Source organism: Caulobacter mirabilis (assembly GCF_002749615.1).
In the GTDB taxonomy this organism is placed as follows: Bacteria; Pseudomonadota; Alphaproteobacteria; order Caulobacterales; family Caulobacteraceae; genus Caulobacter; species Caulobacter mirabilis.
In genome coordinates this window covers 1,993,238-2,017,971 of the sequence record NZ_CP024201.1, presented here as the reverse complement: position 1 = coordinate 2,017,971, position 24,734 = coordinate 1,993,238, and the positions used below count along the sequence as shown (strand labels likewise).

Below are 24,734 nucleotides of genomic sequence, written 5' to 3'. Positions count from 1 at the left end.
CCGACCGAAGATACCCTCCCGCGCGGCGCCTTTGGTCGGTGGGATCGGCGTCAAGTCCAGGCCTCGTCTCTGTGGCCTGGACTATCCGCCTGCGAAGCCTCAGTCCCCCGTCGCCCCGATCCGGGTCGCGGCGAAGCGTTCGCGCAGCCATTCGGCGGCGGGACCGCAGGGGCGCTGCTTGTGCCAGACCATCTCCAGCGCCACCGGCCAGTCGACGTCGTCGAACTGAAGCTCCGGCGTCGCCAGGTTCGCCGCGATCGGGGAGTGGGCGATGATGTGGTCGGGGACCAGGGCCCAGCCGATCCCCTGCTCCACCAGCCGCAGGATCACCCAGTGGCTCTCGACCCACCACACCTCGGCGGCGGCGCGCAGACGCTGCTTCTCGGGACCGTCGCTGCGCATGGCCAGCAGGATCTGGCGGTGGCGCTTCAGGTCCTCCCAGGCCACCCGCACGTTCGCCAGCGGATGGTCCCTGGCGCAGACCAGCTTCAGCGGGACCCAGCCCAGCGCCTGGAAGCCCAGCTCGACCGGCAGCGCCTCCTGTCGCCACATGACGCCCAGATCCGCCTTGCCCGCCAGGACCAGGGCGCTGACGTCCTCCATCACCGGGAACAGAAGCTCCAGCTCCACATGCGGGAACGCCCGGGCGAAATCGGCGAACAGCGCGCCCAGATTCCGCTCAGGATACAGCTCGTCGATCGCCACCGTCAGCCGCTGCTCGACATGAGCCTCGAAGCTGCGCGCCACGCCGATCAAGTGCTCGCGCCGGTCCAGCACCACCTTGGCTTCCAGCAGCAGGCGCTCGCCGGCCGGCGTCAGCACCGGATTGCGCCCCTGCCGGCTGAACAGCGCCACGCCCAGGTCCTCCTCCAGGTTCGACACCTGGGTGCTGATCGCGGACTGCGCCTTCCGCAAGACACGCGCGGCCGCGGAGAAGGACCCCTGCTCGGCGGCGGCGACGAAGGCGCGGAGCTGATCGAGAGAAACGGTCATCTATCTGATATTCAGATACTACCCAACTTGAGACAACCCCAATGATCGATAGAAAGCGCCTCCTTCATCCGCAAGAGAGGACTTCTGATCATGCGCACCGTCCAAGACCGTATCCGGCACGCGGTGTTGTTCGAGGCGATCGCCCTCGCCGTGTTCATCCCGGCGGCGGCCTATCTGTTCAACATCCCGGCCAAGCACATGGGCGTCGTCGGCGTCGCCGGCGCGACCCTGGCGACCGTGTGGAACTTCGTCTTCAACCTCGGCTTCGACCACGCGATGCAGCGCGCCGCGGGACACACCCGCAAGACCCTGCCCCTGCGCGTGCTGCACGTCGCCCTGTTCGAGGCCGGGCTGCTGATCATGCTGCTGCCGCCGATCGCCTGGTATCTCGGGATCAGCCTGACGCAGGCCTTCCTGATGGATATGACCTTCGCCGGCTTCTATGTGGTCTACGCCTTCCTGTTCAACCTGACCTACGACCGGGTCTTCCCGATCCCGGTCAAGCCGGCCGCCTGCGCCGCCTAGAAGCGCCCTACTCCGCCGCCATCCGCGCGCCCGCGCCCTGCGGGCCGCGGATGAGCTTGCCCGGCAGGGCGCCCGTCGCCTCGCCGTTCTCATAGGTGACCACGCCGCTGACCACCGTGGCCACATAGCCGACGGCTTTCTGAATCATGCGGCGGCCGCCCGCCGGGAGGTCAAAGACCATCTCCGGCGGCTGGATGGCCAGGGCGTCGAAGTCGATGACGTTGACGTCCGCCTTCATCCCGACCGCGAGCACGCCGCGATCGTTCAGGCCGTACAGCCGGGCGGTGTCGCGGGTCTGCATCGAGACCACCTTCTCGAGCGTCAGGCGCGGTCCGCGCGAGCGGTCGCGGACCCAGTGGGTCAGCATGTAGGTCGGGAAGCTGGCGTCGCAGATCACCCCGCAGTGGGCGCCGCCGTCCGACAGGCTCAGCACCGTGTTCGGGTCGTGCATCATCGCGTGGATGTGGTCGAAGCTGAACTCGGTGTAGTTCAGCAGCGGCAGGTAGATGTACCCGCGCCCATCGTTCTCCATCAGCATGTCGAAGACGACGGCGTCCGGCGCCTGGCCGCTCGCCTCGGCCAGGGCCTTGATCGAGTCCTCGGCCCGCGGCTCGTAGTCCAGCCGGCCGTCGGGCTGCTGCAGGCGGAACATCCGGTCGAAGCCCTGGGTCATGATCGCGCCCAGCGGCCCCATCTTCTTGCTCGGATCGGCCAGGATCGCCGCCCGCACCGCCGGATCGCGCAGCCTCTCCAGCCGCTCCGGGAACGGCAGATGGGCGATGTCGCGATAGGTCTGGCGACCCACAAAGGGGTGGATGGTGCTCTGCCAGCCCAGCACCAGCCCGGTCGGCCGGCAGGCGATCTGGGCGGTGATGCTGGCGCCCTGCGCCCGCGCCTGAGCGTTCAGCTCAAGCAGCTTGACCCAGTTGCGCGGATTCATCGGCGACTGCAGCAGGCTGTAGGTCACGGTCACGCCGGTATCCATCGACATGGCCCGCATCCACTCGAATTCGGGCTCGGCGGGCGCCATGTCGGAGGCCATCTCGAACACGCCCGGCCCGACCTCGGACATGGCCCGTCCGATGGCCAGCAGTTCGTCGGCCGCCGCTGTGGTGCCCGGCATCACCGCGCCGTCCTTGGTGACATGCACCACGGTGCGCGAGGTCGAGAAGCCCAGCGCGCCCGCCTCCATGCCCTCGGCCACGATCCGCGACATCTCCGCGATATCCTGCGCCGTCGCGTCCTCGTTGCGGGCGCCGCGCTCGCCCATAACATAGGCGCGGACGGCGCTGTGCGGCACTTGGGCGGCGACATCGAGCACGCGCGGCTGAGCGTCCAGGCTGTCGAGGTACTGCGGGAAGGTCTCCCAGGTCCAGTCGATGCCCTCGGCCAGGGCCGAGCCCGGAATGTCCTCGACCCCCTCCATCAGCTCGATCAGCCAGTCGTGACGGTCGGGCCTCACGGGCGCGAAACCGACGCCGCAGTTCCCCATCACCGCGGTGGTCACCCCATGCCAGCTGGACGGCGACAGATAGGGATCCCAGGTGACCTGGCCGTCGTAGTGGGTGTGGATGTCGACCCAGCCCGGCGTGACGATCCGGCCCGCCGCGTCGATCTCGCGCCGCCCGGCGGTCCGGACCTCGCCGACCGCGACGATCACGCCGTTCTCGATGGCGATGTCGGCTTGAAAAGCCGGCGCGCCGGTTCCGTCGACCACCCGCCCGTTGCGGATCACCAGGTCATGCATCGCCATGTCCTCCCCGTTTCGGAGGATCATGCACCCCGCTGAACTCGGCGAACAGCGTGACCCGACGTCAGTCCACGCTCATCGCCAGCACCCGGCTGATGTGGGCGAACGGGCGGCCGCTTTCCTGGGCCCATTGATCGAAGGCCGCCTGGGTCGCCTTGCGGGCCTTCTTGGTGTCGGGCGCGCCGTCGATGACGCCCTCGACCGCCAGCGCCTTGACCATGTCCATCGAGGTCACCCAGCTGTCCTTGCCCATGAAGCGCAGGAACATCATGCCGGCGTTGCCGCCCAGGCGGTCGCCGCGCGTCTTGATCAGGTCCAGCAGGCCGACGTAGTCGCTCATCGGCCAGTTCGCGAACACCGCCCCGGCGCTGGTCCCGTGCTCCGCCGCCAGGTCCAGCAGGAAGGCGGCGTTGTTCTGCACGGAGCGGACCTTGGCGCCGTTGCGGATGATCCGGGCGTCCTTGAGCAGGGCGTCGAACGCCTCGTCCGACATCGCCCGACAGCGGGACGGCGAGAAGTTCCAGAAGGCCTCCTCGGTCCCCGGCCACTTCTTGTCGACCACCTGCCATGAGAAGCCGGCCTGGAACACGCAGCGGGCCATCTGCGACAGCCAGCGGTCATCCGGGATGGCCGCCAGCTCCGCCGGCGTCTTCATCGTCGGCAGCTGCCCCTCGACGGCCGCGTCTCCGCCTTTCCGCGCCGCGGCGCGATCCCAGATCTCCTCGAACGCCCGCAAGGCCATGGCCGGATCCTCCCGAAGCGATCGTGCCCGCGATCGCGACAGGGCGGAAGAGTCGAGTTTCAATCTGCTTTATCGATCATATTGAGCATATCAATTCATTGGACCGATTGATTGGCGAGGCGCATGGACTCTCCATGACCCTTGAGCAGCTCCGCATCTTCGTCGCCGTCGCCGAGCGCGAGCACATGACCCGCGCGGCCGAAGCCCTGAACGTCACCCAGTCCGCGGCCAGCGCCGCCATCGCCGTTCTCGAAGGCCGGCATGGCGTGGCCCTCTTCGACCGCGTCGGGCGCGGCATCGCCCTGACCGAGGCGGGACGGCAGTTCCTGGCCGCGGCCCGCGGCGTCCTGGCCGCCGCCGACGAGGCCGAACAGGCGCTGTCGGACATCGCCGGCCTCAAGCGCGGCCGCCTACGGCTGGCGGCGAGCCACACCCTGGCCGGCTACTGGCTCCCGCGGCACCTGGCGGCCTTCCACGAGCGGTATCCCGGCGTCGAGATCGACCTGGCGTTGGAGAACACCGAAGGCGCCGCCCGGCGACTGCGCGACGGCCGCGCCGAACTGGCCTTCGTCGAGGGGGTGGTCGAGGACCCGGCTCTGGAGGTCTCGCCCGTTTCCGCCGACCGGCTGTTGTTGGTCTCCGCTCATCCAGCGGCGCGGTTTGAGGCGGCCGATCTGCGCGCCGCTCGCTGGGTGATGCGCGAGCCCGGCTCGGGCACGCGGTCGTCCTTCGAGCGCGTGCTGGTCGACCTGGGCCTGGATCCGAACGCCCTCGACGTCGCTCTGGTCGCCCCGTCCAACGAGGCGGTGCGCAGCGCGGTGGAGGCGGGCGCCGGGATCGCCGCCCTGTCCAGCCTGGTTGTGGAGACCTCCCTGACGGTCGGCGCTCTGCACGCCCTGCCCTTCGCCCTGCCCGAGCGGCCGCTGTTCGCCCTGCGTCGACGCGACTGCAGCCGCAGCCGGGCCTCTGCGGCCCTGCTCGACCTGATCGGAGCGCCGTCATGAGCCTGCGTCCCCTCGCCGAACTCGACCGTCCGTTGGAGGCGATCCGTCGGTTCACGCCCAACTGGTTCGCCGTCACCATGGGCGTCGGCGTGGTCGCCCTGGTGCTGGCCCAGGTTCCCGTCCCCGGCCTTCGCGCCGTCGGCGAAGCGCTCTGGCTGGTCGATATCGGCCTGTTCGTGCTGTTCAGCGGGCTCTACGCGGCGCGTTGGATCCTGTTCGGCGACGAGGCCCGCCGGATCTTCGGCCACGCCACGGCCTCGATGTTCATCGGAACCATCCCGATGGGGCTGGCGACGATCATCAACGGCTTCGTGGTGTTCGGCCTGCCTCGCTTCGGCCAGGCGGCGATCGAGATCGCCCACGGCCTCTGGTGGATCGACGCGGTCCTGGCGATCGGTTGCGGAGTGCTGCTCCCGTATCTGATGTTCACCCGCCAGGAGCACGCCCTGGACCGGATGACCGCCGTCTGGCTGCTGCCGGTGGTGGCGGCGGAGGTCACGGCCGCCAGCGCCGGCCTGGTCGCACCGCATCTGGCCGACCCGGGCGCGCGTTTCGTCCTGCTCGCGAGCGGCTACGTCCTGTGGGCCTATTCCGTGCCGATCGCCTTCGCCATCCTGACCATCCTGCTGCTGCGCATGGCGCTGCATCGCCTGCCGCCGGCCGACATGGCGGCGTCGAGCTGGCTGACCCTGGGGCCGATCGGCACGGGCGCGCTCGGACTGCTGCTGCTGGGCGGCGACGCGCCCGCCGTCTTCGCCCAGCACGGACTGGCGGAGGTCGGTCGGGTCGCCCAGGGCCTGGGCGTGATCGGCGGACTGGCGCTGTGGGGCCTCGGCCTGTGGTGGCTGCTGCTGGCGCTGCTGATCACCGGCCGCCACGTCCGCGAGGGCGCGCCGTTCAATCTCGGCTGGTGGGGCTACGTCTTTCCGCTGGGCGTCTACACCCTGGCAACCCTGCGCCTGGGCGGAACGCTGGACCTGATCGGCCTGAAGGCGGCCGGAACGGTCCTGGCCGCAGCGCTCGTCGCGGTCTGGGGTCTGGTCGCGGCGCGGACCCTGCACGGCGCCTGGCGCGGCGACCTGTTTTCCGCGCCCTGCCTGGCGGCCCCGGCCCCGGCGGCCTGATCGGCGACCATCCGGTCTTGGTTCGGGAGCCTAATTCCCGATCGAGAGCCGCACGACCCTGGCCTGCGAACAGCTGTCGTCGTTCCCCGCCTTGCAGGACTTCTCGTACAGCTGAAGCGCGCGCGCCAGATCCCGCGGCACGCCCTCGCCGCTCTCGTAGAAGGCGGCCAGGAAGTGGCAGGCATAGCTTCCGAACTCCTCGGCGCCGCTGCTGAGGTCGCAGCCCCTCCGGAACATCGCGATGGCGCGGGACAGGTCCTGAGGGACCTCCTCGCCCCTGCGATACAGATGGCCAAGCGCGGCGCAGTCGACCGCTTCGCCGCCGTCACAGCTCTGTTGCAGCCCCTCCAGCGTCACCGGAACAGGATCGGACGGGTCCGCCCTGCCGGACGCGCCGAAGCCGAGACAGGCCAGCATCCCTGCCGCCGACGCGACGATGAAGCGTCTGAACATCGCCCTTCCCTCCAAACCCAGCGCCGGGCCAGCCCCGGCGCCCATCGCGAAGCGGCATAGCCGCCCTTCGTTCGACGGGCATCCCCCGCACGGGTGAGCGCCTCCCCCTGCGACGGAGCGTCTCGCCCACGCCGCCTTGTCGCTGTGGAGAAACGGGCGCTAACTCGACCCGGAGGCGCTTGAGGGACAGGCGTCGAGACGAGCTCGAAACGGCGCGATGACGATCGACCTCGATGGAATCTACGCCGCGATCGAGGATGATCGCGCGTTCGATCAGCTGGCCGACCACATCGCCTCGGCCTGCGACACGCGTTCGGCCATCTTCGTCGGCCAGCAGCCGGATGGAACCGCGTCCTGGCTTCGGGCCAACTATTGGGACAGGGCCTTGTTGGCCGAGTACCAGCGGAACTTCATCCAGGCCGACCCTTGGACGGAGACGGCGGTGACCATCGGCCGCTTCGGCCGCGCGGCGGCGCTCGACCAGCGCCTGCCCCCGGAAGATCTTGTCGACACCGCGATCTACAATGATCTGCTTCGCGTCCACGGCGACGACACCGGACGGTGCCTCGGCGTGATGCCGCCGCCCGGGCGGGAAGGTCTGATCATGGCCATCCACCGGGCCGCCGGCGATGCGGCCTTTACGGTCGCCGACGAGCAACGGCTCGACGAGGTCTATGGCCATGTCCGCCGCGTCGTTTCGCTTCGCAAAACCCTGGCGCTGGAGCGCGACCGAAGCGCCCGGCTTCAGGACATCGTCGACCAGACCGGCGAGGCGATCCTGCGCCTCGACCGGAACCTCCAGGTCATAGCGCTCTCCGCCGCGGCCCGTCGCCTGGTGGACGCCGGGGACGGTCTGAGCCTGAACCGAAGAAGCCTCGTTGCGCCGGCCGGCGTGGCCACGGAGCTCCGGGCCGCCGTCGCCGCGGTCATCGATCGGACGACGCTGGCGCGCGCGGCGCTGCTCTGTCACCGGCCTTCCGGTCGCCGTCCCTATCGGCTGGCGCTCCTGCCGGCGGGCTTCGACGGCGACGCCGGCGCGCTGCTGCGGATCGACGACCCCGACCGGCCGACGCCCGGAACCGACTGGCGTCGGGCGCTGCAGGACGCCTACGGTCTCACGACCATGGAGGCGGATCTGGCGCTGCGCCTGTACGCGGAACATTCCCTCGATGAGATCGCCGACCTGCGCGGCGTCGTGCGCGAGACCCTGCGCACCCAGCTGAAATCGCTGTTCCTGAAGACCGGCGTCAACCGCCAAAGCGCCCTGCTCAAGCTGCTGGCCACCTTCCCGATGGGGAATCAGGACGCCGACTGAACGCGTCGCGTCTCCGACGGACACGATGGCGTCCATGCCCTGCCGCACCGTGCGTCGGGTTGTGGGAAAAGATCTTACGAAACAATAGGCGGATGGCGGAGACGGAGGGATTCGAACCCTCGGTACCCTTTTGGGGGTACGCTCATTTAGCAAACGAGTGCCTTCAGCCTCTCGGCCACGTCTCCACACCCCCCGCGTCGCGGGACGCCTCTCTTATCCAAGCGCCGTGCGTTTCGCAATGCGGCCGCTCGGGAAAATACGCCTGAAGGCGTCAAACCCGACAACCTTCCGGAGAACCGCGTTAACCGGCGCTTGAGGCGATCCTGCCATGGTCGCGTCATGTCGACGGCCGCCGCAGCTCGCGATCATAGGCGCGACCAGTCCGAGGAGGACTGGCTGGAAGCCGCGCGCGCGCTGCGCCAGGAGGTCGAGAGCGGGTTCCAGCCCGACGTCGACCCTCAGGGCAAGGACCGCCGCGGCCCCTTCCGCCCCCATCGCCTCACGCCCGTGCGGGCGCGCCTCGAACTGCGCCAGATCACCGGCCTCTTCCGCCTCGCGGACGCCGCCGTCGCCGCCTTGGCCGCCGCGGCGGTGCTCAACGCGGTCGCGCCGGGCGGACTCGCCAACGCCACGCTCGCCGGAGCCGCGCCCGCTCTCCTCGGCGTCGGCCTGCTGATCTGGAGCCTGCATCTGCTGGGCGCCTACGCCTTCGGCCCGCGCGAAGGCCTGATGCGGCATCTGACCCGAACGGCCGCGGCCTTCGGCCTGGCCGGCCTGACCTTGGCCGCCGCCCTGCTGCTGCCGGCCGCCGAACCGCTGCGCGCGCCGGCGATCGCCTGGTTCTGCATCACCTTCTGCGCGCTGATGGCCCTGAACGGCGGCTGGTGGGCCATGGTCCGCGGCTGGCGTCGCGAGGGCAAGCTGACGCCCAACATCGTGATCGTCGGCGCCACCCCCGCGGCGCGCACCCTGATCGACGCGGCCCTGGAGAGCCGCGACGTCGCGGTGCTCGGCATCTTCGACGACCGCATCGGCCGCGTGCCCAACAATCTGTCCGGCGTGCCGGTGCTCGGCGACACCGCCGACCTGCTGGGCCACAAGGTCCTGCCCTACGTCGACCGCATCGTGATCGCCGTGCCGGCCTCGGCCGAGAACCGGATCGCCGAGCTGATCCGACGGCTCAGGGTCCTGCCGAACGATGTCTCCCTGGTGCTCGACGCGGCGGGAAGCGTCTCGCCGAACCGCACGCTGTCACGGATCGCCGACGCCCAGGTCGCCCAGCTGTCGGGCGGGCCGACCGACGCCCGTCGCGCCGCCTTCAAGCGCGCCCAGGACCTCGCGGTCGGCGCGCTCGCCCTGCTGCTCGCCTGGCCGATCATGCTGGCCGTCGCGCTGTTCATCAAGCTGGACAGCCCCGGGCCGGTGTTCTTCCGCCAGCGCCGCCACGGCTTCAACAACGAGGAGATCCTGGTCTGGAAGTTCCGCTCCATGCGCCAGGAAACCGCCGACGCCACCGCCGCCCGCCAGGTCACCGCCGGCGATGATCGCGTCACCCGGGTCGGACGCTTCATCCGCAAGACCAGCCTCGACGAGCTGCCGCAGCTGTTCAACGTCCTGGTCGGCGAGATGTCCCTGGTCGGCCCCCGCCCCCACGCGATCGGCATGAAGACCGGCGAGATCGAATCCGCCCGCATCGTCGCCGAGTACGCCCATCGCCACCGGATGAAGCCGGGCATGACCGGCTGGGCGGCGATCAACGGCTCGCGCGGGCCGGTCGACACGCCCGAGCTGGTCCGCCGCCGCGTGGCCCTCGACATCGACTACATCGAACGCCAGTCGTTCTGGTTCGACCTCTACATCATGGCCATGACGATCCCCTGCCTGCTGGGGGACCGGCAGGCCGTCCGGTAACCGCCCATGTTTCGCCGCGGCCTGATCGGCTACCTGCCCGCCAACATCGCGGCCGGGGTGGTCGGACTTCTCACCATCGTGGTCTTCACCCGCCTGCTGGAGCCGGCGCAGTACGGCGCCTACGCCCTGGCGATGTCGGCGATGACCCTGGCCCACACGCTGGTGTTCACCTGGATCGAGGCGGCCATGGCCCGCTTCCAGGCGCGGTCCATCGAGCGCGGCGACGCCTCCAATCACATGGTCACCATCTATCGCGCCTGGGCGGTTCTGGCGTTCGGCTTCCCGATCGTGGCGGCGGTCGCAGTCTGGCTGGCTCCGTTGCCCGGGGCCCTGAAGCTGGCCGTCGGGGCGGCGCTCACCACCGTCATGGCCCGCAGTCTGATCAAGCTGGTGCAGGAGCGCCGCCGCGCCGACGGCGAAGTCGTCGCCGCCTCGCTGCTGGACATGGCGCTCACGGTCGGCGCCTTCCTGGTCGGAGTGGCCTTCATCGCCCTGGGCCTGGGCGCGGCCGGGCCGTTCCTGGGCATGACCGCGGTCGCCGTGCTGTGCCTGGCGATCACCCTGCGCCGTGAACTGGCCCTGATGTGGGGCGGCCGCTTCCAGATGGACCGCCTGACCGAGTACGCCGCCTACGGCCTGCCGGTTGCGTTGTCGCTGATCCTGGCGATCGTCATCTCGACGACCGATCGCTTCCTGCTGGCCGCCTTCCTCGACGAGACGGCGGTGGGCGTCTACCACGCCGGCTACAGCCTCGCGAACCGCACCCTGGACGTGATGTTCATCTGGCTCGGCATGGCCGGCGGCCCCGCCATGGTCGCCGCGCTGGAGCGTGGGGGCCGCCCCGCCCTGGAGGCCTCCGCGCGCGAACAGTCGTCCTTCATGGTGCTGCTGACCCTGCCCGCCGCCGTCGGCGTGGCCCTGGTCGCCCACCCGCTGACGCAGGTTATGGTCGGCGAAGGCCTGGCGGAGGGCGCGGCCCGCGTGACCCCGTGGGTGGCGTTCGGCGCCTTCTTCGCCGGGGTCACCACCTACTACCTGCATCAGGCCTTCACCCTGGGCCAGAAGACCCGGCTGCTGTTCGTCGCCATGACCATCCCGGCCGGCTTGAACCTGCTGCTGAACCTGCTGCTGATCCCCCGCTTCGGCATCGACGGCGCGATGTGGGCCACGGCGATCAGCTATGCGGTCGGCGCCGCCGCTTCCTGGGCGCTCGGCCGACAGGCCATGCCCCTGCCCCTGCCGATCGAGGCTCTGTGGAAGGCGGGCGTCGCCTGTGTCGCCATGGCGCTCACGGTCCTGGCCATCCCGGACCTCGGCGGCATCCTCGAACTGACCCTCAAGGCCGCGGCCGGGGCGATCGTCTACGCCGCCGTCATCCTGGGTCTCGACGCCGGCGGCCTGCGCAGCCGCGGCCTCGGCATGGTCCGCAGCCTGCGCGAAAGGACTGCGGAATGACCGCCCAGGCCAGCGAGTGGACCACCGAGAACGCGGCCTGGGCCCACGCCCGGCCGATGCTGTCGGTGCTGATCCCGACCTACCGCGACGACCCGGTGCTGCTGCTGGCCCAGCTGAACCGCGAGGCGGTGCGGGCGGAGGTGATCGTCCTCGACGACGGATCCGGCGACGCCGACCTGGCCCTGCGCATCGCCGAGGCCGTCGAGGCCATGCGCCTGCCGGCCCGGTTCGTGCGGCTGACCGCCAACGAGGGCCGCGCCCGCGGCCGCAACCGGCTGGTTGGGCACGCCCGCGCCGAACGGCTGCTGTTCCTGGACGCCGACATGGCTCCCGACAGCGAAACCTTCCTGCGCGCCTGGCTGGATCTGGTCGACGAGCGCGATCCGGCCGTGGCGTTCGGCGGCTTCTCGCTCGACCAGACGCCGAAGAAGGCCGAACACGCCCTGCACCGCGCCATGGCGCTGAAGAGCGACTGCCTGCCCGCCGCCGAACGCGCCCTGGCGCCGGAGAAGCACGTCTTCACCTCCAACCTGCTGGTCCGACGCGACGTCTTCGACCGCATCGCCTTTGACGAGGCCTTCGCCGGCTGGGGCTGGGAGGACGTCGAATGGGCCATGCGGGTGACGCAGGCCTATGAGATCGTTCACGCCGACATCCCGGCCAGCCATCTGGGTCTCGACGCCGCTCCGGCCATGGCGCGCAAGTACGAACAGTCCGCCGTCAACTTCGCCCGCGTGGTCGCCGCTCATCGCGAGGTGGTCGAGACCTACCCCAGCTACCGCGCCGCAAGGCTCCTGAAGGCGGTCCCTCTGCGAAACCTCTGGCGGCCGATCCTCAAGGTCGTCGCCCTGGCCGAAGGCCTGCCGCTCGGACTGCGCGACCTGGCCATGCGAACCTACCGCGCGGCCCTTTACGCGGAGGCCGTGTGATGGAAGCCTATTCCGCCGACCGCTCGCTGAAGGGCAAGCTGCGCCGCCGCATCGCCCGCCTGGCCTGCCGCCGTCCACTCCGGATGGCGCTGGAGCGGCCGATGATCAGCTTCAGCTTCGACGACGCCCCGACCACGGCCACGCTGGCCGGCGCACAGGTGCTGGAAGCCCGGGGAATGCGCGGCACCTACTACTTCTCGGTGGGGTTGGCCGGCGGCGAGGGCCCGATGGGCCCCTACGCGACCGAAGCGGACGCGCGCCGCCTGGCCGCGGCGGGACATGAAATCGCCTGCCACACCCATTCCCACCTCGATTGCGGCAAGGCGGACGCCCTGGCGATCACCCTGGACGTCGATCGCAACGCCGAAGGGCTCCGAGCCTGGGGAACGGCCGCGACCGAGAGCTTCGCCTATCCCTATGGCGACGTGTCGATCCCGGCCAAACGCGTCCTCGGCGGCCGGTTCCGCACCCTGCGCACCGTGCAGGCCGGCCTGATTGAGGACGGCGCCGACGCCAACCAGCTGCCCGCCGTGGGCGTCGAGGGCGAGGACGGCGAGGCCAAGGCCCTGCACTGGCTCGATCGCGCGGCCGATCGCCGGGCCTGGTTGATCCTCTACACCCATGACGTGGCGCCAAGTCCGTCCGCCTGGGGCTGTACGGCGGAAGCTCTGGGTCATCTCGCCGACGCCGCCCAGGCGCGTGGGTTCGAGGTCGTCACGGTGGCGGAAGGCGCCCGTCGCCTGAACCTGTGATCAGTCCCGATCGCCCCAGGCCAGCTTGACCGCCAGGGCCACGAAGATCGCCCAGCGCATGTCGTTGTAGCTGACGGCGATGCTCTCGGTCAGGCTGACCAGGCTGTAGATCACCAGGAACGGCAGGGCGAGATACGCCCCCTTCTCCCGGAACACGGCCACCAGGGCGGCGCCGAGCGTCTGCAGATAGAACAGGCCCCAGGCGATCAGCCCGCCCAACCCCATGCCCAGCCACTGCTCGAGCCAGCTGTTGTGGGCATGCTGGGCCTTGAAGCCGGCGTCCCGGGTGATCCAGGCGAGCGGGCCCCAGCCGCTCTTGTCGTCCCAGACGGCGGCGTAGCCGAAGCCGGTCCAGGGCCGCTCCTCGATCTGGCGCATGACGGCGGCCCAGATCTTGGTCCGGCCGGTCAGGGTGGCGTCCTTGCCGAGCAGGCCCAGGAACACGTCCGAGGCGACCAGGACGAAACCGGCCAGCAGCCCCGCCCCCAGCACCGCGGCCCAGGTGGCCGCCACGCCGGTGGCCGGCCCACGGCGACAGACCCAGACGAAGACCAGCCCGGCCGCGCCGAGGATCAGCGACACCAGCGACGTCTTGGAGGTCGACAGCAGGACCAGCCCCAGCGCCATGGCCGCGAACAGCCACCACAACCAAGCCCGCTTGGGCGCCAGCATGGCCGCGGCGCCGAAGATCGAGAAGGCGAAGGCCATGTTCCCGCCCAGGGCGTTCTTCTCCATCCAGAGGCCACGCCAGGCGCCGGGGAACAGATCGCTCATCCGACCGAACGGCAGGACCGCCCCGGCGACCAGCGAGCCCAGGGTGAGGACGGCGAAGGCCGTGGCCATGACCTCGGCCATCGTCGCCCAGCGGAACCGAACCGCCAGCACCAACCCCGTCAGGGTCGTGGCGTAGAGGGCGATCAGACGCCGCATGCTGGCGCCGGAGTCGATCGACCAGGTCATCGACAGGCCGCAGATGACGAGCAGCAGGATCAGGAACGGCTGACGCATCAGCGCCAGGGCCGCATCCCAGGGCCGCATGGCCAGCACCACGACGGCGCCGGCATAGACCGGCATGTAGGCGTTGCGGATGGCGCTGGAGCTGGCGGCGTCGAACTTGCTGCCGAAGATCGGCAGGATCCAGCCCTGGCTGTAGAGGATCAGGCTGAAGACCAGCAGGCCGAAGGCCAGCCAGTCCCACAGGTCCGCGCGGTCGCGGGCGGGGCCGGCGTCCCAGCGGGCCGCGGCCGGATAGGTCACGGTAGAATGGCCTTGACCAGACCCGGCGTCTCCACGCTGGCCCGGTTGAAGAACAGCCCGGCCGGCCGGCCGCCGGCGGCCGTGATCGCGTCACGCAGCTGGGCCGGCGCCTTCACGTCCGGCTGATCGGCGGCGACCACCAGAACGGTCTGGTCCATGAAGGGCGCTACGGTCACGGCCGACTGCGAGCGGTCCGCGGACGGGCCGTCGACGACGATCACATCGGCGTAGCGGCGCAGGACTTGCCAGTAGTCGGCGCTGGGCAGGATGTGGACGGACTGACCGCCGCGCAGGACGTCGGCGCGGAAGCGGGTCACCCAGAAACGTCCCTCGCCCACCGGATAGCCCATCAGGAACCGCGCATCGGGCGCGTCCGAGCCGTCCGGCATCCGCGTCGGCGGGCGGACGGTGAAGAAGGCCTGCCCCTCCGGGCTGGCCGACACCGGCTGGCCAAGGCGGCCATAGCGGTCGGGCGCGGCGTCGATGGCGGCGTGCTGCGATGAAGCGAACAGATCCAGGTCGACCAGCCAAACCCTGCGAGCGGCCCGTCGGGCGGCGAAAAGGGCGAACTCGCGGGCGACCGTCGAGGCCCCCTCCCCGCGGCGCGCCGAGGCGAACTGGACGATGCGCGCGCGGCCGGGCGCAGGCGGTCCCAGGGACGCCCACAACTCCGCAACTTCTGCGCTCAAATCCACCATGCTCGAATCGCCCGGCGCCCAGCGACCAAGGCTATCCCATAGGGCGCGTCGAGGAACTAGGCCGCCTTCAGTCGCGCCGCGCCGAGCACCGGCAGGTCCAGGGTGCGGGCGGCCGAGGCCGGGGTCGGCAGACCCGGCCGCAGGAACATCCGGATCAGCCCGGCGCAGAGAGCGGAGAACAGGCCCATCAGCAGGGCCAGGGCGAGCACGGGCTTGCGCAGGCTCTTGCCCTTGGTCGAGGGCACGGCCCGATCGACGATACGGATGTTGTCGTTGGTCTCGGCGGCGATCTGGCGGGCGGCCTGGTCCTGGCGCTCCTTGACCGTGAAGTCGCGGACGCTGCTCTGCAGGACGTCGCGGTCCATGCTCAGGGCCTGGAACTCCGGCTCGATGGAGGCCAGGCGCTGCAGCTGCTGGGTGGCCGCCGCGGCCTGGCGCCCATAGGTCGCCAGGGACTGCTGCAGGGCGGCGACCTCGGCCGCCGTCTGGATGCGGTCGGTCTGCAGGGTCTGGTGGACCGGATTGACGCCCAGGCGGCGCGCGCCGTCGGTCTGGGTCCGGCCGCTGCCGACGGCGCCTTCCAGCTGCCGCAGCTGAGCCTCGACGTCGCGCACCGGCTGCGAGTCCGGCCGATAGCGGGACAGCATCTCCTCGCGCTGCAGCCGCAGGGCGGCCAGCCGGGTCGCCGCGGCGGGGTCGATGTCGCGATAGAGGCCGATCTCCGGCGCGATCTGGCGCAGCTGGGCGTCCAGGGTCGCCAGCCGCGCCTGGCGGTCCTGCAGCGAGACCTCGGCGGCGGACCTCTGGGCCTCGATCTGGCCGATCAGCTGGGTCAGCGAGGCCTTCTGGGCGTTGAAATCGCCGATGTCGTTGGTGGTCAGGAAGGTCTGGTAGGCGGCGTCGGCCTGCTGCAGCTGGTCCTCGAACAGGACGCGCTGGCGTTCCATCGCCATCGATCCGGGTTGGATCAGGACGTTGCGGCGGTAGATCAGATATTCCTCGACCAGCGTGTTCACCACCTTGGCGGCCATCGCCGGATCGTCGTGCTCGAACCCGACCCGGACGACGGGATTGTCCGGCGCCGAGCCGACCTCGAGCTTCTTGCCCATGCTCTCGACGCCCTTGGCCATGATCAGCGCCTTCTCGGCGGGCGTGGCGGGCGCGTAGTCCTTGGCCAGGTCGGGATAGATCGCCGCCAGGCCGATCTTGCGGATCACCCGTTCGCGCAGCTGGGCGCTCTGCAGGATCTCGACTTCCGACTGGACCAGCGAGCTGGTGTCCGGCACCGCGCCCCGGGCGGCGTCGCCGGCGCGGGGCTCGTAGACATACTCCTGGCCCAGCTGGATCAGCAGGCTGGCCTGGGCCGGATAGGCCTTCTTCATCGTGAAGGCGAAGCCTGCGCCGGCCAGGGCGATGACCAGGAAGACGATCAGCATCAGCCAGCGCTCGCGCCACAGCAGGGTGACGAAGTCCGAAGGCGCGTAGCGCGGACGCGACGCCCAGCCGCCCCGCGGCGGCGGGTCGTGCGGTACGGTCGTCCATGCGCTCTGCGAGGCCATGCGAATCCGAGTGAACCGATCTTCGTCCGACCCTCGGCGCGCGCGATTAACACTCCGTTACCCATTCTCCTTAACCTTTGGGCCATGCGCGGAGCCGCCCTGTTCAGTCTCGTCCTGGCCCTGTCCACGGCCCTGCCGGCCGCGGGTCCCGCCGTGGCGCGCCCGACCCAGGCCTTCCCCGACATCGGCTATGCCGACTGGACCGAAACCGAGCCGCAGTATCGGCTCTATCCGGGCGACCAGGTCGACATCGCGGTGCCGTCCGCTCCCGAGCTCAGCCGCACCGGCGTGATCGTCCAGCCGGACGGGCGTGTGACCATGCCGCTGGTCGATCCGGTGATGGCCGCCGACCGCACCCTGCCGGAGTTCCAGCGCGACCTCTCCGCCGCCTACGCCGCCGAATTGCTGCGCCCCGAGGTGCAGATCCAGGTCAAGGCGATCAGCCCCCTGCGCGTCTTCGTGGGCGGCGAGGTCGGCAACCCGGGCGTGTTCGAGATGGCCGGCGACATCAACAGCCTGCAGGCCGTGATCCAGGCGGGCGGCTTCCGTCCCACGGCCAAGGTCGACCGGGTGGTGATCATCCGTCGCGGCCCCGATGGCCGCGCCATGATGCGGACCGTCAATCTCAAGCAGGCCATGCGCAACCCGAACGCCGACCTGGTCCCGCTGCGCCGGTTCGACATCGTCTATGTGCCGCGCAGCAGCGTCGCCGAGGCCGGGCTGTGGATGCAGCAGTGGTTCCGCGACCTGTCGCCGATCCAGCTCGGCTTCAACTACGCCATCAACGGCCGGAACTGACCTCCGGCCCCAAGGGCTGATGCCCCGCTCGCCTTCTGCTAGAATAGCGCCGGCGGAGGAGCAGCAGCATGTCCGGACGCCCCGCGATCGCAAAGCTGTCGCCGCCTGGAACCGGCCGGACGCTGGCCCGTCCCCGGGTGTCGCAGCGCCTTGAGGCTCAGCTCGCCGAGTCCAACGTCTGGGTGGCGGCCCCGGCGGGCTACGGCAAGACGACCGCCGCCGTGGATCTGGTCCGACAACGCGGAGCGGCCACTCTTTGGCTCCGCGTCGACGAGGGCGATCAGGACGTCGCCAGCTTCTTCCACTACCTGTCGCTGGCCGCCCCGAGCGCCGTCGCAAAAGCGCTGCCTCGGTATGGCCCGGAATACGCCGATCAACTCCCCGCCTTCTCGCGGCGGTTCTTCCGCGCCCTGTTCGCGGGACTGCCGCCGAACACCCTGCTGGTGCTGGACGACCTGCACCATGCCGACACCGAGGACTTCCGGGCGGTCCTGTCGATCCTGGTGAGGGAAACTCCGTCGACCGTCCGCTGCCTGGGCCTGTCGCGGACCCTGCCGCCCCGCGATCTCGCCGATCTGCTGCTGTCCCGCCATCTGGCCGTGCTCGACCAGGGCCTGCTGCAATTCTCCGAGCCGGAAGCCCGGGCGCTGGTCGCCGAACGCTCGCACCAGGCCCCCGTGATCGACCTCGCCGTGGCCAAGGGCTGGGCCGCCGGACTGGTGCTCCTGTCGGAAGGCCATCTCGCCGGCGCGCCCTTGACGCCCGCCGGCGGCGACGGCCCCGTCGGCGAAGCGGCGCTGTTCGACGTCCTGGGCCGCCAGGTGTTCGAGACCCTGCCGGAGTCCGAGCGAAGCGGCCTGCAGATCCTCAGCCTGCTGCCCGAAATCACGCCTCAGCTGGCGGCGGAGATGGTCGGATCGCGGGACGCGGAGACGCTGCTCGACCGGCTTCACCGGCGTCAGCTGCTGACCACCGGAACGGCGGCCGACCGCAACACGCTTCGACTGCACGATCTGCTGCGGGACTTCCTGCACCGCCGGCTCGAACAAACCGTTCCGGCGACACAGCGCGCCCAGCTGCAGAGACGCGCCGCGGAAGCGCTGGCGGCGGCCGGCCGTCCCGTCGACGCCGTCGAGCTGGCCCTCGCCGCCGGCGCCTGGCCCTTGGCGAGAGCGCTGATCAACGACCACGCCGAAGCCCTGCTCGACCAGGGACGCCGCAGCACGGTGATCGACTGGTGCGATCGCCTGCCGGAAGCCGAGCGGGACAGCTGGCTCTGCTACTGGCGGGGCGTGGCGAGTCTGCCGGACGACGCCGTCGCCGAGATCTGGCTCGGCCGGGCCTGGACCCTCTTCGAAAGCGAAGGCGACCTTCGCGGCCAGCACCTGGCCGCCGCCCGCGCGGTGCTGACCAAGACCGACAGCTGGCGCACCCACGCGGGCCTGTCAGCCTGGACCCGTCGCGCGACCGCCTTGCTGGGGAAGCCATGGATCCCCGCCTCCTCCGACGAGGACCTGCTGGTGCTGGTCGGAATGCTGCGCGCGATGGACTTCGCCGACGATCTGGCCGCGGCCGGTCCGGTCGGAGGGGCCTTGGCCATTCGGTTGACCGAACGCCTCGCCGTCCGCGCCTCGGGCGAAAGCGTCGCCATGCGTCTGCTGGCCAGCGCTTCGGTGATCGAACACGCGGGCTCCACCGGCGCCGCCGACCTGTTCGAGCGCGCGGTCGACAGCGTCGCCGACGACCTGCGCCAGAAGCGCATCGCGCCATGGATCCTGGGCCTGTGGCTCGTGGCGTTCGGCGCGGTCAGCGGCCGCTACTTTCCCTATGCGCGGCGCGGCTTCCCCCACGACGGCGGCGAGCACGCCCTGCGCACGGCGGTCGCCCTGGGCGAGGCTGAAGCCCTGCCGGCCGTCGAGTTCGGCGCGCTCTACCACCTCCAGCACCTGATGAGGCTCCGGAACGATTGGGAGGAGCTGGCCGCCTTCGTCGACCGGCTCGCCGCCGTCGCCGACAGCCGCCACACCACCCAGGTGGCGGTGGTGGCCGATTGCCAGGCCGCGCTTCACACCCGCAACGGCGATGTCCCCGCGGCGACGGAGGCCTGCGAGCGTTTCATGACGGCCATCGAAGCGGCCGACGAACCGCCGATCGAGCGCTGGCCGCACTTCATCACCCGCTTCCAGATCCGCATCGCCGCCCGGGACGCGGACACGGCGATCCGCGAGCTGGAGGCGGTTCTACCGCTGTTCGACGACGGCGCGGTGGCTGAGCGGACCCGTGTCTGTATCGCCATCGCCGGCGCGATCGACGCGAAGCGCCGCGGCAGCGCCCGCTATCCCGAACGGCTCCGGACCGCCGTCGAACAGCTGGCGGCCGCGGGCTGGAGCCAGATCCTGTCGAACCTTCCCGACCTCCTCGCGGAGATGCTCGATGACGCGCTGGCCCAGGGGACGGCGACCGACTTCTGCCGGCGCCTGATCGCTCAGCGGCGCCTTTCCCCGCCGCCCCAGGCCGGGCCGAGCTGGCCTTGGCCGCTGAGAGTGCAGGTCCTGGGCGACTTCGGCCTGGCGGTCGACGATGCTCCGCTGAAGCTCGGCGGCAAGCCGGCGACGCGATCGCTCGACATCCTGCGGATCCTGGCGGTCAGCAAGGGACGCACCTGCACCCTGGCCGCGCTGTACGACTGGCTCTGGCCCGACTCCGACGGTGATCAGGCGAAGGCGGCCTGCGAACAGGCGTTGCACAGACTGAGGAGACTGGTCGGACGCCCCGACCTCGTGATCCAGCGCGAGGGGCGGCTGCGACTGTCGTCCGAGCTGGTTTGGGTGGACCTGGTCGCCTGGGAAGCCCGGGCCGCAAGCGCCATCGAGAGCGGCGACCGCGCGGCGCTTCGCGCCGCGTTTCTGGCTCTGCCGGGCGCGCTGCTGCCGCACGAACCGCCCAATCCCTGGTCGACGGTCGCGGCCGACCGGGTTCGTGATCTGACGCTGGGCCTGGCCGACCGCCTCGCCGCCGGAGACGGCGACGGCCAGAGGGCGCGCGCGATCTACCTGCGATGCCTCGAGCTCTATCCGGACTCCGCCCGCGTCCACGGCGCCCTGATCAGCGGTCGGCTGGCGCGGGACGATCTGGTCGGCGCGCTGGAGGACTACGCCCGGTACGAGCGCCGGCAGGAGGCGGCCGACGAGGAGGTGTCCAGCGCCATCCGTGCGCTGATCTCGCCGGCCCTGCGCCCGCCGCAAGGGCCGTAGGCCATCCGTAGGCGCGACGTCGTTACCGCTTCCGAGGCCGGCCGCCCCGGGCCGGCGTCAAGCCTCGGGAGACCCCCATGCCCCAAGCCACCGTCTCGATGATCTACTGCGTCCAGCAGGCGACCGGGACCGACGCCGGCGTCAATGAAGCGATCGCCGGCCTGCCGGAGCTTTTGCTGCCGGGCGAGTTCGGCGGCATGCCGCTGCAGGCCATCAGGGCCTTGCCCGGCGTCATCGCCGCCGTCGACGCCGCCCGCGCCGATCCGGACGACCTGTACATCACCACCAGCACGGGCGGCGGACGCGACAACGCCATCTGGCCCAGCGCCGGCGGCGTCGTCCAGATTCAGGCCGGTCAATCGGAGACGCCGGACGTCACCGTCGCCTTCGACCATTCCCAGAACCTGTCGCTCTGGGACTACGACTCCGTCTCCGACGACGATCTGCTGGGTTCGGTGACCATGTTCGCCTCCGAACAGGGCCAGGGCGAGATCGCCAAACTGGCCAAATCGCCCATCGAGAACTCGTACTACTACGTCGTCTACCGGGTCGACTGACCGGCGACGTCCTTCCCCGTTTCCTTGCAGCGGCGACCTCGCTCGGCGGAGTCGCGCGCGCTTCCAGGAGGAAGCCATGAAGACCATCAACATCCGAGAAGGCATGCGCTTCGGCATGGGCGTCGACAGCGTCGTCGAACGCGTCTGTGGCGAGGCGATCGAACACGCCGGCGAAGTCGGCAGCGAGGGCGGCCAGAACGCCTATCCCAGCGTCAGCATGATCGAAAGCCAGGAGAGCCTGCTGGAGTCGCTGAACATCTCCGCCGCGCTCTCCGCCCGCTATGGCCTGGCGGCCAGCCTGGACACGAAGATGAAGTTCGCCCAGCAGCACGCCGTCAACGAGTACTCGCTCTACTTCCTGTTCCGGGTCGAGGTCGAGAACCCGCCGCGAGCCATGCGCGCGCCGAGGCTCACCGCGGCCGCCCAGGCGATCTACGATCGATCGCCGGAGGAGTTCACGGCTGTCTACGGCGATACCTACATCGACTCCATCTACAGCGGCGGCGAGTTCTACGGCCTGTTCACCTTCAGGACGCGCGACGAGAGCAGCAAGAGCGAGGTCGCGGCCGAACTGAACGGCGAGATCGGAAACTTCCTTGCCGGCGTGGAGATCGCCGCCTCATTCCAGAACACCGTCGCCCGGGCGAGCCGCAAAGCGTCCATGTCCATTCAGGCGGTGATGAGCGGCGGGTCGGGCCTCCACAACCCGGCAAGCCTGGACGAACTGCGCGCGCTCTACGCCAACTTCAACGTCGCCGTGCGCGACCATCCGATCGACTACAAGGCGCATATAAAGGACTTCCGCTACCTGCCGCTGCCGCGGGGCGCCAGCCAGGCCTCCCGCATCCTCCGCCGCGACACGATCGAAGCCTGCGGCCGGAACGTCATCGAAGCCATCCGGCAGCGCGGCAAGCTGGACTACATCATCGCCAACCCGCGTCAGTTCGAGCCGTTCGACCTGGAGCTTCTGAAGAGCAAGCGAACGGCGGTGAACGCCCTGGCCCCGCGATGGGCGGAACGCGCCGAGCAGTGTTCCGCCGATGTCGCCCAATGCAGCCTCGAGGGGCTGGAGCCCGTGACCGTCGACTACCCCAAGCGGCTGGCCGTCACCGATCCGCTCGACAAGAAGTGGGAGTACGTCAAGCTTCATGACTCCCGCGCCGCGCCCTACTTCCTCGAGGCCTACTGCGTTGGCGGCATCGAGACCTACGACGAGCACGACGGCGGCCGGTACAAGATCTTCACCAACAACGGCGCGCCGATCGGCGGGATCTTCTGGCACCCGCAGATCTCGGAAGAAGCCGTCATCGTCTATGGCGGGATATTCCTGGCCTACATGGCGCGCGGCGGCTGCGAGGGCCCGCTCGGCTATCCCCGCGCGGACGAAGAGGCGCTCGGACATCTGCCGGGCTGGCCGGCCGGCGTCGGCGACGGTCTCGACCGGGTGAGCCGCTTCAGGAACGGGGTCTTGTGGTGGGACGCTCAGAGCGGCGTCGTCTCCGATCGCCTGCCGCGATCGATCTTCGATTTCGAGCCGAGACCCCTGCCGCGGATACCGCCGCGCGTGGTCATCCGCCCAGGCGGATAAGCCGCCTCGAACCGGCTGGCGTGGGGCCTAGCCCTGCGCCAGCCATTCCCGCGCCTGGCGCTGGGCCTCGGCGACGTCGAGCGGGTCCATCTCGGCGCTCAGCTCCTTGCGGTAGACCTTGGCCTCCGTCGAGCCGCGCATGGCCGCCAGGTTGAACAGCATATGGGCCGAGACATAGTCGAGCGGCGCGCCGCCCTGCCCGGTCGAATACAGCAGCCCCATGCGAAACAGGTCGTCGCCGGACATGTCGGGTCCTGGCAGCGGGATGGTCGCCGGAGCTTCGGTGTCGATGCTCGCAAGCATGGTCTTCTTCCTCGAACCTCTGACCGGACGCTTCTGTCCGATATCGATGTTCACAGGAAAGTCCCGCGGCGCTGAACATAGGGTTAATCGACGGACCGTCCCGCATTCACGATGACGGCGGGGCGGTCCGCGGGCCGGCGGTCAGCTTCCGGCCTGGAGCTTGTCCTGGGTCTTGGTCTCGAAGTCGCTCGCGTCGTGGCGCTCGTGCAGCTGAGTGGCCGGGTCGCCGAACGCGCGGTTGACCATCCGGCCGCGCTGGACCGCCGGACGGGCGGCGATCTGGTCGGTCCAGCGCTGCACGTTCCTGTACTCGTGGACCGACAGGAACTCCCCGGCGTCATAGACCAGCCCCTTGGCCAGGGCCCCATACCAGGGCCAGACGGCCATGTCGGCGATCGTGTACTGGTCGCCGGCCAGGTACTCGACATCGGCCAGACGGCGATCCAGCACGTCGAGTTGGCGCTTCACCTCCATGGCGAAGCGGTCGATGGCGTATTCGATCTTGAACGGCGCGTAGGCGTAGAAATGCCCGAAACCGCCGCCCAGGTACGGCCCGCTGCCCATCTGCCAGAACAGCCAGGACAGGGCCTCGGCGCGGGTCCCGTCCGTCGGCAGGAACTCGCCGAACTTCTCGGCCAGGTACAACAGGATAGCGCCGGACTCGAAGACTCGGACCGGCTTGTCGCCGCTTCGGTCGACGAGGGCCGGGATCTTCGAGTTGGGGTTCGCCTCGACGAAGCCGCTGGAGAACTGGTCGCCGTCGTTGATCTTGATCAGCCAGGCGTCGTACTCGGCGCCCGCGTGGCCCTTGGCCAGCAGTTCCTCGAGCATGACCGTGACCTTCACCCCGTTGGGCGTGGCCAGGGAGTAGAGCTGCAGCGGATGCTGGCCGATCGGCAGGTCCTTGTCATGGGTCGGGCCGGCGATCGGCCGGTTGATGTTGGCGAAGCGGCCGCCGTTGGCCTTGTTCCAGGTCCAGACCTTGGGCGGGACGTATCCGGTGTCGTCGCTCATCCTGCTTCAGCTCCCGTCCTTGTTGCGATTGCCCCCGCTAGATGGGCGCACGCCCGCCGTCGGCGCAAGACCGGGAGCCGAGAAACCTGACGAACGCGTTCAGCCGGGGTTCAGCCGCGAGGATTCACCATCAGGCCTCAGTCGAGGGAACCGTGCGGCGGCGTCGCCGCAACCGTCAGAGGAGACGTTCGGATGAAGCGTCTGTTGCTCACCATCGCCGCTGCGGCCGCCGTCGGCGGCCCGATGCTGGCCGTGGCGACCGAAGCGGCCGCACAGGACCGCGGTCGCTGGGAACGCCATGAGGACCGCCGCGACCACCGGGAAGGCCGTTGGGATCGGCGCGAGGATCGCTGGGACCGTCGGGAAGATCGCTGGGATCGGCGGGAGGATCGTTGGGACCGCCGCGACGGCCGCTACGACCATCGCTGGGACCAGCGTAGCCGTTGGGATCGTGGTCGCCACAACGGCTACTACTGGAACAACCGTTGGTACTACGGCCCGCCGCCGTCCAGCTACTACGGCCGTCCGGGCTACCGTCCGGGCTACGCCTCCTGGCGTCGCGGCGCCTATCTGCCGCCCTACTACCGGGACCGCGGCTACGTCGTGTACGACTACGGCCGCTACGGCCTGCGTCCGCCGCCGCGCGGCTACTACTGGTACCGGGACGGCAGCGACTATCTGCTGGCCGCCGTCGCCACCGGCCTGATCCTGGACGTGATCATCAACCGCTAGGGTCACGTGCGTCGAAACGAG

General features: G+C 70.0%; 22 protein-coding genes and 1 tRNA gene. 13 read left to right on the top strand and 10 right to left on the bottom strand.

All coding sequences use genetic code 11. The features are described from left to right. Positions 1-99: 99 nt before the first annotated feature. Positions 100-993: a LysR family transcriptional regulator gene (locus CSW64_RS09915; protein WP_099621956.1), complete on the bottom strand. Its 894-nt coding sequence runs from the start codon at positions 991-993 to the stop codon at positions 100-102. Between the two features lie 90 nt (positions 994-1,083). Here CSW64_RS09915 and CSW64_RS09910 point away from each other — a divergent pair, with 90 nt between their 5' ends. Next, positions 1,084-1,518, top strand: a complete 435-nt coding sequence (locus CSW64_RS09910; protein WP_099621955.1) for a PACE efflux transporter — start codon at positions 1,084-1,086, stop codon at positions 1,516-1,518. A 7-nt stretch (positions 1,519-1,525) separates the two neighbouring features. Here the strand turns inward: CSW64_RS09910 and CSW64_RS09905 are convergent, their stop codons facing one another. Together CSW64_RS09905 and CSW64_RS09900 are read right to left on the bottom strand one after the other, a co-directional pair. Beyond that, positions 1,526-3,271, bottom strand: a complete 1,746-nt coding sequence (locus tag CSW64_RS09905) for an N-acyl-D-amino-acid deacylase family protein (RefSeq protein ID WP_216361266.1) — start codon at positions 3,269-3,271, stop codon at positions 1,526-1,528. Between the two features lie 61 nt (positions 3,272-3,332). Continuing rightward, a complete protein-coding gene (locus CSW64_RS09900; protein ID WP_216361265.1) occupies positions 3,333-4,010 on the bottom strand; it encodes a DNA-3-methyladenine glycosylase I in 678 nt (225 codons plus the stop codon). Between the two features lie 134 nt (positions 4,011-4,144). Here CSW64_RS09900 and CSW64_RS09895 point away from each other — a divergent pair, with 134 nt between their 5' ends. Both CSW64_RS09895 and CSW64_RS09890 read left to right on the top strand, forming a co-directional pair. Further along, positions 4,145-5,014 carry a LysR family transcriptional regulator gene (locus CSW64_RS09895; protein ID WP_099621953.1) on the top strand — a complete coding sequence of 290 codons (870 nt, stop codon included), beginning with the start codon at positions 4,145-4,147 and terminating at the stop codon, positions 5,012-5,014. After that, a complete protein-coding gene (locus CSW64_RS09890; protein WP_099621952.1) occupies positions 5,011-6,138 on the top strand; it encodes a TDT family transporter in 1,128 nt (375 codons plus the stop codon). The genes CSW64_RS09895 and CSW64_RS09890 overlap by 4 nt, the downstream gene beginning before the upstream one ends. 30 nt (positions 6,139-6,168) lie before the next feature. Here the strand turns inward: CSW64_RS09890 and CSW64_RS09885 are convergent, their stop codons facing one another. After that, entirely contained in the window at positions 6,169-6,591 is a 423-nt protein-coding gene (locus CSW64_RS09885; RefSeq protein WP_172448506.1) for a tetratricopeptide repeat protein, read from the bottom strand. A 217-nt stretch (positions 6,592-6,808) separates the two neighbouring features. Here CSW64_RS09885 and CSW64_RS09880 point away from each other — a divergent pair, with 217 nt between their 5' ends. Next, positions 6,809-7,906: a helix-turn-helix transcriptional regulator gene (locus CSW64_RS09880; protein ID WP_099621950.1), complete on the top strand. Its 1,098-nt coding sequence runs from the start codon at positions 6,809-6,811 to the stop codon at positions 7,904-7,906. A 93-nt stretch (positions 7,907-7,999) separates the two neighbouring features. On the opposite strand, the gene CSW64_RS09875 is transcribed toward CSW64_RS09880, so the two are convergent. Beyond that, positions 8,000-8,091, bottom strand: a tRNA-Ser gene (locus tag CSW64_RS09875). 154 nt (positions 8,092-8,245) lie between these two features. Between CSW64_RS09875 and CSW64_RS09870 the strand changes: the two genes are divergently transcribed. From CSW64_RS09870 to hfsH, 4 genes are read left to right on the top strand one after another with little or no spacing between them, the layout of a single operon-like run. Continuing rightward, complete coding sequence (locus tag CSW64_RS09870; RefSeq protein ID WP_099621949.1) at positions 8,246-9,817, top strand: exopolysaccharide biosynthesis polyprenyl glycosylphosphotransferase; 1,572 nt, start codon at positions 8,246-8,248, stop codon at positions 9,815-9,817. A 6-nt stretch (positions 9,818-9,823) separates the two neighbouring features. Beyond that, the gene (gene hfsF, locus CSW64_RS09865; protein WP_099621948.1) at positions 9,824-11,272 is read left to right on the top strand and encodes a polysaccharide biosynthesis protein HfsF; all 1,449 of its coding nucleotides are present in this window, start codon (positions 9,824-9,826) and stop codon (positions 11,270-11,272) included. Continuing rightward, complete coding sequence (gene hfsG / locus CSW64_RS09860) at positions 11,269-12,201, top strand: polysaccharide biosynthesis protein HfsG (protein ID WP_099621947.1); 933 nt, start codon at positions 11,269-11,271, stop codon at positions 12,199-12,201. Before hfsF ends, hfsG begins: the two co-directional genes overlap by 4 nt. After that, positions 12,201-12,953, top strand: a complete 753-nt coding sequence (hfsH, locus tag CSW64_RS09855; RefSeq protein ID WP_099621946.1) for an oligosaccharide deacetylase HfsH — start codon at positions 12,201-12,203, stop codon at positions 12,951-12,953. Before hfsG ends, hfsH begins: the two co-directional genes overlap by 1 nt. Here hfsH and CSW64_RS09850 read toward each other — a convergent pair whose 3' ends face one another. The 3 genes from CSW64_RS09850 to CSW64_RS09840 form a co-directional block, all read right to left on the bottom strand. Next, positions 12,954-14,210 (bottom strand): O-antigen ligase family protein, encoded by a 1,257-nt coding sequence (locus CSW64_RS09850; protein ID WP_342745851.1) that lies wholly within the window; start codon positions 14,208-14,210, stop codon positions 12,954-12,956. Further along, entirely contained in the window at positions 14,207-14,878 is a 672-nt protein-coding gene (locus CSW64_RS09845; protein ID WP_342745850.1) for a P-loop NTPase family protein, read from the bottom strand. The genes CSW64_RS09850 and CSW64_RS09845 overlap by 4 nt, the downstream gene beginning before the upstream one ends. A gap of 86 nt (positions 14,879-14,964) precedes the next feature. Next, entirely contained in the window at positions 14,965-16,467 is a 1,503-nt protein-coding gene (locus CSW64_RS09840; RefSeq protein WP_099621944.1) for a GumC family protein, read from the bottom strand. A gap of 84 nt (positions 16,468-16,551) precedes the next feature. Here CSW64_RS09840 and CSW64_RS09835 point away from each other — a divergent pair, with 84 nt between their 5' ends. The 4 genes from CSW64_RS09835 to CSW64_RS09820 all read left to right on the top strand — a co-directional run bounded on the left by CSW64_RS09835 (position 16,552) and on the right by CSW64_RS09820 (position 22,664). After that, the gene (locus CSW64_RS09835; protein ID WP_099621943.1) at positions 16,552-17,265 is read left to right on the top strand and encodes a polysaccharide biosynthesis/export family protein; all 714 of its coding nucleotides are present in this window, start codon (positions 16,552-16,554) and stop codon (positions 17,263-17,265) included. A 68-nt stretch (positions 17,266-17,333) separates the two neighbouring features. After that, positions 17,334-20,519 (top strand): AfsR/SARP family transcriptional regulator, encoded by a 3,186-nt coding sequence (locus tag CSW64_RS09830; protein ID WP_099621942.1) that lies wholly within the window; start codon positions 17,334-17,336, stop codon positions 20,517-20,519. 77 nt (positions 20,520-20,596) lie between these two features. Continuing rightward, on the top strand, positions 20,597-21,076 hold the full coding sequence (locus CSW64_RS09825; RefSeq protein ID WP_099621941.1) for a hypothetical protein: 480 nt from the start codon (positions 20,597-20,599) through the stop codon (positions 21,074-21,076). A 76-nt stretch (positions 21,077-21,152) separates the two neighbouring features. Next, positions 21,153-22,664 carry an LGFP repeat-containing protein gene (locus CSW64_RS09820; RefSeq protein WP_099621940.1) on the top strand — a complete coding sequence of 504 codons (1,512 nt, stop codon included), beginning with the start codon at positions 21,153-21,155 and terminating at the stop codon, positions 22,662-22,664. 27 nt (positions 22,665-22,691) lie between these two features. Here CSW64_RS09820 and CSW64_RS09815 read toward each other — a convergent pair whose 3' ends face one another. Together CSW64_RS09815 and yghU are read right to left on the bottom strand one after the other, a co-directional pair. Continuing rightward, positions 22,692-22,910 (bottom strand): sel1 repeat family protein, encoded by a 219-nt coding sequence (locus CSW64_RS09815; protein WP_425430375.1) that lies wholly within the window; start codon positions 22,908-22,910, stop codon positions 22,692-22,694. 198 nt (positions 22,911-23,108) lie between these two features. After that, positions 23,109-23,981, bottom strand: a complete 873-nt coding sequence (gene yghU / locus CSW64_RS09810) for a glutathione-dependent disulfide-bond oxidoreductase (protein ID WP_099621938.1) — start codon at positions 23,979-23,981, stop codon at positions 23,109-23,111. Between the two features lie 192 nt (positions 23,982-24,173). Here yghU and CSW64_RS09805 point away from each other — a divergent pair, with 192 nt between their 5' ends. Beyond that, positions 24,174-24,713 carry an RcnB family protein gene (locus CSW64_RS09805; RefSeq protein ID WP_099621937.1) on the top strand — a complete coding sequence of 180 codons (540 nt, stop codon included), beginning with the start codon at positions 24,174-24,176 and terminating at the stop codon, positions 24,711-24,713. Positions 24,714-24,734 lie beyond the last annotated feature (21 nt).

Excerpts from the sequence above, each read along its gene's own strand:
- CSW64_RS09890 (WP_099621952.1), top strand. The coding sequence starts at position 5,011 with ATGAGCCTGCGTCCCCTCGCCGAACTCGACCGTCCGTTGGAGGCGATC.
- hfsH (WP_099621946.1), top strand. The coding sequence starts at position 12,201 with ATGGAAGCCTATTCCGCCGACCGCTCGCTGAAGGGCAAGCTGCGCCGC.
- hfsG (WP_099621947.1), top strand. The coding sequence starts at position 11,269 with ATGACCGCCCAGGCCAGCGAGTGGACCACCGAGAACGCGGCCTGGGCC.
- CSW64_RS09905 (WP_216361266.1), bottom strand. The coding sequence starts at position 3,271 with ATGGCGATGCATGACCTGGTGATCCGCAACGGGCGGGTGGTCGACGGA.
- hfsF (WP_099621948.1), top strand. The coding sequence starts at position 9,824 with ATGTTTCGCCGCGGCCTGATCGGCTACCTGCCCGCCAACATCGCGGCC.
- CSW64_RS09880 (WP_099621950.1), top strand. The coding sequence starts at position 6,809 with ATGACGATCGACCTCGATGGAATCTACGCCGCGATCGAGGATGATCGC.
- CSW64_RS09820 (WP_099621940.1), top strand. The coding sequence starts at position 21,153 with ATGAAGACCATCAACATCCGAGAAGGCATGCGCTTCGGCATGGGCGTC.
- yghU (WP_099621938.1), bottom strand. The coding sequence starts at position 23,981 with ATGAGCGACGACACCGGATACGTCCCGCCCAAGGTCTGGACCTGGAAC.
- CSW64_RS09835 (WP_099621943.1), top strand. The coding sequence starts at position 16,552 with ATGCGCGGAGCCGCCCTGTTCAGTCTCGTCCTGGCCCTGTCCACGGCC.
- CSW64_RS09885 (WP_172448506.1), bottom strand. The coding sequence starts at position 6,591 with ATGTTCAGACGCTTCATCGTCGCGTCGGCGGCAGGGATGCTGGCCTGT.
- CSW64_RS09805 (WP_099621937.1), top strand. The coding sequence starts at position 24,174 with ATGAAGCGTCTGTTGCTCACCATCGCCGCTGCGGCCGCCGTCGGCGGC.
- CSW64_RS09900 (WP_216361265.1), bottom strand. The coding sequence starts at position 4,010 with ATGGCCTTGCGGGCGTTCGAGGAGATCTGGGATCGCGCCGCGGCGCGG.
- CSW64_RS09825 (WP_099621941.1), top strand. The coding sequence starts at position 20,597 with ATGCCCCAAGCCACCGTCTCGATGATCTACTGCGTCCAGCAGGCGACC.
- CSW64_RS09895 (WP_099621953.1), top strand. The coding sequence starts at position 4,145 with ATGACCCTTGAGCAGCTCCGCATCTTCGTCGCCGTCGCCGAGCGCGAG.
- CSW64_RS09840 (WP_099621944.1), bottom strand. The coding sequence starts at position 16,467 with ATGGCCTCGCAGAGCGCATGGACGACCGTACCGCACGACCCGCCGCCG.
- CSW64_RS09870 (WP_099621949.1), top strand. The coding sequence starts at position 8,246 with ATGTCGACGGCCGCCGCAGCTCGCGATCATAGGCGCGACCAGTCCGAG.
- CSW64_RS09830 (WP_099621942.1), top strand. The coding sequence starts at position 17,334 with ATGTCCGGACGCCCCGCGATCGCAAAGCTGTCGCCGCCTGGAACCGGC.
- CSW64_RS09910 (WP_099621955.1), top strand. The coding sequence starts at position 1,084 with ATGCGCACCGTCCAAGACCGTATCCGGCACGCGGTGTTGTTCGAGGCG.
- CSW64_RS09815 (WP_425430375.1), bottom strand. The coding sequence starts at position 22,910 with ATGTCCGGCGACGACCTGTTTCGCATGGGGCTGCTGTATTCGACCGGG.
- CSW64_RS09915 (WP_099621956.1), bottom strand. The coding sequence starts at position 993 with ATGACCGTTTCTCTCGATCAGCTCCGCGCCTTCGTCGCCGCCGCCGAG.